Annotated in this window: 6 protein-coding genes; 4 read left to right on the top strand and 2 right to left on the bottom strand. The window is 68.0% G+C overall.

All coding sequences use genetic code 11. The annotated features are described in order from the left end of the window. The 3 genes from GGD82_RS06365 to GGD82_RS06355 form a co-directional block, all read left to right on the top strand. On the top strand, positions 1-278 hold a 278-nt coding region (locus GGD82_RS06365; RefSeq protein WP_184013236.1), incomplete at its 5' end, for an ISAs1 family transposase. Positions 279-764: 486 nt separating this feature from the next. Next, complete coding sequence (locus GGD82_RS06360) at positions 765-1991, top strand: ATP-grasp domain-containing protein (protein WP_150062245.1); 1227 nt, start codon at positions 765-767, stop codon at positions 1989-1991. Between the two features lie 94 nt (positions 1992-2085). Further along, complete coding sequence (locus GGD82_RS06355) at positions 2086-4113, top strand: hypothetical protein (protein ID WP_246163852.1); 2028 nt, start codon at positions 2086-2088, stop codon at positions 4111-4113. Positions 4114-4170: 57 nt separating this feature from the next. Here GGD82_RS06355 and GGD82_RS06350 read toward each other — a convergent pair whose 3' ends face one another. Next, positions 4171-4647, bottom strand: coding sequence for a carboxymuconolactone decarboxylase family protein (locus GGD82_RS06350; RefSeq protein WP_150062246.1), 477 nt, complete (start codon positions 4645-4647; stop codon positions 4171-4173). Between the two features lie 63 nt (positions 4648-4710). Between GGD82_RS06350 and GGD82_RS06345 the strand changes: the two genes are divergently transcribed. Continuing rightward, positions 4711-5190, top strand: a complete 480-nt coding sequence (locus tag GGD82_RS06345; protein ID WP_150062247.1) for a MarR family winged helix-turn-helix transcriptional regulator — start codon at positions 4711-4713, stop codon at positions 5188-5190. Positions 5191-5220: 30 nt separating this feature from the next. Here the strand turns inward: GGD82_RS06345 and GGD82_RS06340 are convergent, their stop codons facing one another. Then, on the bottom strand, positions 5221-6102 hold the full coding sequence (locus GGD82_RS06340; RefSeq protein ID WP_211364759.1) for a carotenoid 1,2-hydratase family protein: 882 nt from the start codon (positions 6100-6102) through the stop codon (positions 5221-5223). Between the last annotated feature and the right edge of the window lie 24 nt (positions 6103-6126).

The raw sequence follows: 6126 nt of genomic DNA, 5'->3' as shown, positions 1-6126 counted from the left end.
ACGTCTCTTCCCGGGAGCTGACGCCCGAGGCTTATCTGGCCGCCGCTCGATCCCATTGGTCGATCGAGAACGGCTTGCACTGGGTGCTCGACATGACCTTCGACGAAGACCGCGCTCGAAACCGCAAGGATCACGGCCCCGAAAACCTCGCCATCCTGCGCAAACTCGCCCTCAACGTCCTCCGGCGCGCCCGCCCCGGCATCTCCATCCGCCGCAAACGCAAGCGCTGCGGATGGACCAACGAATTCGCCAGAACCATCATCGGCCAAATGCGATAGCCCTGGCACATTCGGGGCGGGGGCTTGACCCGGGTGGGGTGGCTCTGCGAGGCTTGTTGCCTGGATGCAAGGGCTGTGAGACCCCATATCAATTCCCCTTGCCGAATCCTGCCCGGTCCCGCCCCGGCCGTTCTCGCGCAGAATCGCGCGGCCAGGGTCTGACGCGTCCTCCGAAGCCGGACGCCGCAGGGGCGACACCTTCAGCCCCGACCGTGGGAGGTTCGAAGCCCCCACGCCACACACCACCGGGGCCTCGTGACACCGCGTTCTGAGTCGGTGTCCCATGCGTTCGCTCTCATGGGCTTCTTCTGGGTTGTCACCGCGTTCGCGTGCGCCGAGCCCCCGTTGCGCGGCTGGAGCCGGCCCGCTGGATGCCGCGCGGGCCGAAGCCCGCCCCTTTTCATGGCGCCGGCGGCCTTAGAGTCAGGCCGTGCCGGCCACTCCCACCCGATTCGTTCCCTCCCAGACATTGGAGACCTGCAATCCATGGCCGATAAGAATCCCGAAAAAGGTTACGTCGCCCTGCTGGGGTGGTCCCTGGGCGCGATCGATGCCGCGGAACGCTTTGACCGACGCTATGTGGTCGTCGCGCCCGACTGGGCCGAACCGTACTGCCAGGAGCACGGCATTCCCTACGTGCCGTGGAACTTCGAACGCCTGAACGACCGCTCCATGGAGATCGCCGAGAAACTCAAGGCGATGGGCGTGGACGCCGCCATCCCGCTGTTCGAGGAAACGGTGGAATGGGCCGGGGCCATCAACGCCGTGATCCAGGGCAACCCACGCCTGCACGGGCAGGCCATCCTGTTCCGCGACAAGGCGCTGATGAAGCGGCGCGCCCAGTTGGGCGGCATCCGCGTCGGTATTTTCGAGGAAGCCCACGACCGGGGCGACATCATCCGGTTCCTGAAGCGGGTGAACCAGACCCTGCTGAAGCTGGACGGCGACCCCAACGATCCGATCCACATCAAGGCGTTCGACAAGGCCGGCTGCCTCGGCCACCGCGTGGTGCGCACCGCCGACGACATCGACGCCATTCCCGACGACGAGTTCCCGGTGCTGATGGAAAGCCATCTCGACGGCTGGGAGTTCGCCGTCGAGGCCTGGATCCACAACGGCAAGGTCCAGTTCCTCAACATCTCGGAATACGTCACGCTGGGCTATTCGGTGTTCGTGCCGGCCTCGCCGGAGCTGGAGGCTTGGCGTCCGCGCGTGGAGCAGGAGATCGAGAAGCTGATCAAGACGTTCGACATCGAGAACGGCTTCATCCACCCGGAGTATTTCGTCACCAGCGACGGCACCATGTACTTCGGCGAGGTCGCGTATCGGCCGCCGGGGTTCAAGGTCTTCGAGCTTCTGGAGCGCGCCTACGGGTTCAACGCCTATCAGGGTCTTATCGTCTGTTTCGATCCGAAATCCACGGATGAGGAGGTGGCCGCCTTCTTCCCGGAAGAGGTGGTGGACGCGACCGGCTACGCGGGCTGTTTCGGGGTCTACCCGCGGCAACGTGTGGTCTCGGACCTTGCCATTCCGGAGGAAACCGAGAACCATCCTTATTTCGAATCCCACGAGTTGACCGCGCCGCTCGAAAGCAAGGTCACCAAGCGCACCGCGTTCGGCACCCATTGGGGGCTGGTCTATTTCGTTGGCGACGATCCGGGCACGATGCGCGACCTGCTGAAGCGTCAGGAAGAGCTGGACTTCTATGTCTAGGGTCCGCTCATAGCCCGCCCAAACCGACGTGCAGGGGAACGGTGCCGGGAGATGCCGTTCCCTGGCGTGTCCGTCCGCCCCGAGGAGTGTCCGTATGTCTGATCCGACCGCCGCCGTTCCCGAGAACGCCGGAGGGACCGACGCCGCCGCAGCGGAGGTGGACCGGCTGGGGGGGATGGTGGACCGTGCCCTGACGCGCCTTGAACAGACATCCGCCTTTGCCAAACTGACCGCGCGTGGTCCGCTGCTGGACATATCCGGGCGTCTGCTGGCACGCCCCGGGGGGGCGGCGGCCCTATACGCGCGCGCGGCCCAGATCGAGGCCTCCGGCGTGTTCATGGGCACGGATTGGGATCATCCGGAGATCCTTCAGCCGTCGCTGGCAACGGGCACGCTGGCGCATGGCGATCGCCCCACCGTGACCCTGGAACTGCTGAGCGAGTTGCGTCTGCTGGCCGTGGCCCAGCGGGAGCTGTTTCACCCGCGTCTGTCGTCGGAGCAGGCCCAGCATTTTCTCTCGCAGTTGCTGGCGTTGAACCTGAACCGCCTGTTCGGGCCGCCGGGCGAGGCCGAGCGCGGCAAGGAGGTCATCACCACCGCCACCCGGCACGTGGTCGGCTTCGTGGCCGACTACATCGGCTACGGGGAAATCCTCGCCCGGCTGAGCACGGAGATCGAGCGCATCCTGGCTCAACGACCGATCATGGTCGACGACGTCAAGGTGATGGTCACGCGCATTGCCGCCTGCCTGCATGATCCGGATATCAGTCCCGGCGGCGTCGGACTGGGCGCGGCACGCCTGGTCAGCGCGCTGTTCGGGCCCACCGCCGGCTGTCGCGAGGACCCGGGCCTTGATGTCTACAAGGACCGTCTGGCCGTTCTGGACGACAGTTCCCTTCAGCAGGAGGCCCGGGCCTTTGCCCGCGCCATGCACGACACCGGGTTGGTGTCGCCCTATCACCCGGTCTTTCTGCGTCACTCCACCGCGCTGGAACGCGGCGATCTGGTGGGGCAGGCCCTGGGCCTGAGCAGCACCGGGACCGAGGCGTTTTCCTGCTACGCCAGCTTGGTCTACAGCCTGATCGACACCGCCATCACCCCGGACACCACGCAGGCCGTGTACGGGCTGGCGCTGCTGCTGGAGCGGGGGCTGCTGTTCGATCCGGCCATCGCCCCGGCGCTGTGGGGGCATATCGGCCTGAAGCCCAGCGCCACCGTCGAGCGGACCCTGGCGGCGGCGTTCGGCGACCGGCAGCCGGCCGCGACCCTTCTGCTGGCCGGCACCATCAGTGTGCTGGGCCAACCCCTGGGCATCGGGCAGGGCAACAACCCGACCTGTCAGGCGGCGCGGGCGCTGTCCATGTGGGCGCTGGCGGCGCCGGACTACCTGCTGCACCTGCTGACCCGGGCGGCGCGCGACGATGATATCGTGATGGTGTTCGAGGGCGGGCGGCTGTCGTCGTCCACGCTGGCGGCCGGGCTCGCCCCGACGCCGCCCATCGACGTCGACCCGGTGTCCGTCGTGCTGGTGCCGCACCTGGACCGCATCTACATCGAGATGGGCCGCCTTTGCGCCGGCCGCGCCGGTGATCCGCACGCTTGGGTGAACAGCGCCATGCACGGCTGGTGGGTCGGCCAGGACACGGCTTTGGTCGTGGATCTGGCGACCGGCCATCTGGCGGACAGCGCGGACCGGTTCGTGCGCCTGTTCCACGGCCTCTATCACCCGCTCTACAACGGCAACAAGCCGGTGACGCACCCGCAGCCCGCCGGCATCGCGGTGACGGACAGCCTGGGGCGGTTCATCGGCTGGCACGCCATTTCCATCCTGCGGGTGGGTTTGGGGCCGCAGGGGGACATGCGGGTGTTCTTCTTCAACCCGAATTACGACGGCGGCCAGGACTGGGGCCACGGCGTGATCGTCTCCACCGACGGCAACGGGGAGCGGTTCGGCGAGTCCTCCCTGCCGTTCGAGCAGTTCGCGGCCCGCCTCTACCTGTTCCACTACGACGCCTGCGAGGAAGGCCGCAGCGACGCCGTGCCGGCGGACACCGTCGAGATGGTGCTGGCCATGGTGCGGGCGACCTGGGCGGCGGACAAGATGCCGGAGCCGGAGGCGTAGGACCGGTCGCGCCTCAAGGGCCGCCGGAGCACACCGTCCGGTCTAAGGCGGGCATGTCTAAGGCTGGACCGTCGGCGGGAAATGAAGCGCCCCGGCAATGCGGTTCCAGGCGTTGATGGTCGCGACGGTGAGCGTGAGGTGTACGATCTCATGCTCCTCGAACGCGGCGGCCAGCGCCGCGTGCACGGTGTGCGGCGGCGGTGCGGTCGGGGCGGCGGTAACGTGCTCGGCCCAGGAGAGCGCCGCCCGTTCGCGCGCGGTGTAGACGGGCGCATCGCGCCACGCGGCCAGCAGATCCAGCTTCGAGGCCTCAACGCCGACGCGCCGGGCGACGCGCACATGCAACTCGGTGCAGAAGGCGCAGCCGGTGATCTGGGAGACGCGGAGCTTCACGAGTTCGGTGAGGGGTTTCTCAAGCCCCGAGTCATCGACCGCCTTTCCCATGGCGAGCAGGGCGGCCACCCCGTCGGGCGCGATCGTTTCGAACTGGCGGTAGGACAGGGTTACGGCGGGGGCCGGTGGGGCGGACGGCATTGTGGACACTCCTCGCTAGCCTGATAATATAAGAGCACTGACAACATTATCAGAGTTCTGACAATGAGCAAGCCCTCCGAGGCGTCCGGGGTGCCCGATGCGGGCCAGGGAAAACGGGGACCGGACGGGTACCTGGGGTATCTGCTGCGGCAGGCGGCCAACGTTTACCGCTATCGGGTCGAGGCGGCCCTGCGGGACGTGGCGCTTACGCAACCGCAGTTCGCGGCGCTGACCATGCTCGACGCCTATCCCGAACACGCCAGCGCCGATCTGGCGCGGCTCGCCCTGTTGACGCCCCAGACCATGAGCACGATTGTCGGCAATCTGGAAAAGGCGGGCTTGATTGTTCGAAAGCCCCACGCCGTCCACGGGCGAAAACAGCACATCGCCGTGACCGAGGCTGGCCGCGCGGTGCTGTCCGAGGCGAAGGCCCGCGTTTATGCGCTGGAGGGGGATCTGGTCGCTGGATGCTCCCCCGGCGAGCAGGCCGTCCTCCGGCGCTGGCTGGTCGGGGTGGCGAGGGGCGACACCGGTCCACGCTGAATCGCCTGCGTGCCGTCCCCCGCGTTTGACTTAACCCGGACTGCCGCCCGTGCTGCCCGTGCCGCCCCCCGCGCTGCCCCCCGGGCCCCCCCAGGTGATGCGCGGCATGCGGAACGGCAGCATCAGGCGCACGATGGTGCGCTTGAAGCAGTCCAGGCAGATGCTTTCATGCATGGCGCGAACCGGCGTGCCCAGCAGATGGGTGTTGAGGATGGAGCGACCGTAAAACGGTGTGTCCTCCACCGTGCGGGCGACACTGGCGACATGGCCGGCGTCGCACCGGGTCTCGCGCGCGATGCGGAAGACACGGGTGCGCGGCAGCAGCGCCTTGGGCGGGGCCTCGAACGGCTCGGCTTCCCCGCCCGGCGGAAAGCGCAGCGCCAGCGGCGCGCCCGGCCCGTGGCGCGGGTTCATATCGTACAGGATGGCGGCGCCGCCGTCCGGCAGCGGGGCGCGCGACCACGTCCAGGTGTGGAAACCGTCCTCCAGGCTTTCCGTGCCCCAGTTGGAATCCCAATAGCCGGCGCCGTGCCAGGACTGGCCGGGCTCCTGCATGTCCACCTCGATCTCCGCGTGCGGCGCGATCGGCCACCAGCGGTGATGCTCGCGCGGGTCGAGCGGAAACGCCTGCGAGGTCACGGCCCGGGGCGTCAGCCGCACCGTACCCCGGATCGGGCGGGGCAGGGGGGCCCCGCGCTCTTGAATGTCCACCGTCAGGGTCTCGCCGTCCCAGCGCATGGAACTGGGACCGATGACGAGGTGCGTCGGGTCGCGATGGACCGCGCGCCGGCCGCGTTCCGTCATGGCCCAGCGGCCACCGGGGCCGTACAGGGCCACGTTCATGGTGCAATGGTTCAGCGGGTCGCGTCGTCCCGCCCAGGCGTAATACGGCGAGAACACGCTCCCGAGCATCGCGATGATCGTGATGGCGTGGCG

This window comes from Roseospira marina, from assembly GCF_014197855.1.
In the GTDB taxonomy this organism is placed as follows: Bacteria; Pseudomonadota; Alphaproteobacteria; order Rhodospirillales; family Rhodospirillaceae; genus Rhodospira; species Rhodospira marina.
This window is presented reverse-complemented; position numbering and strand designations above follow the sequence as displayed.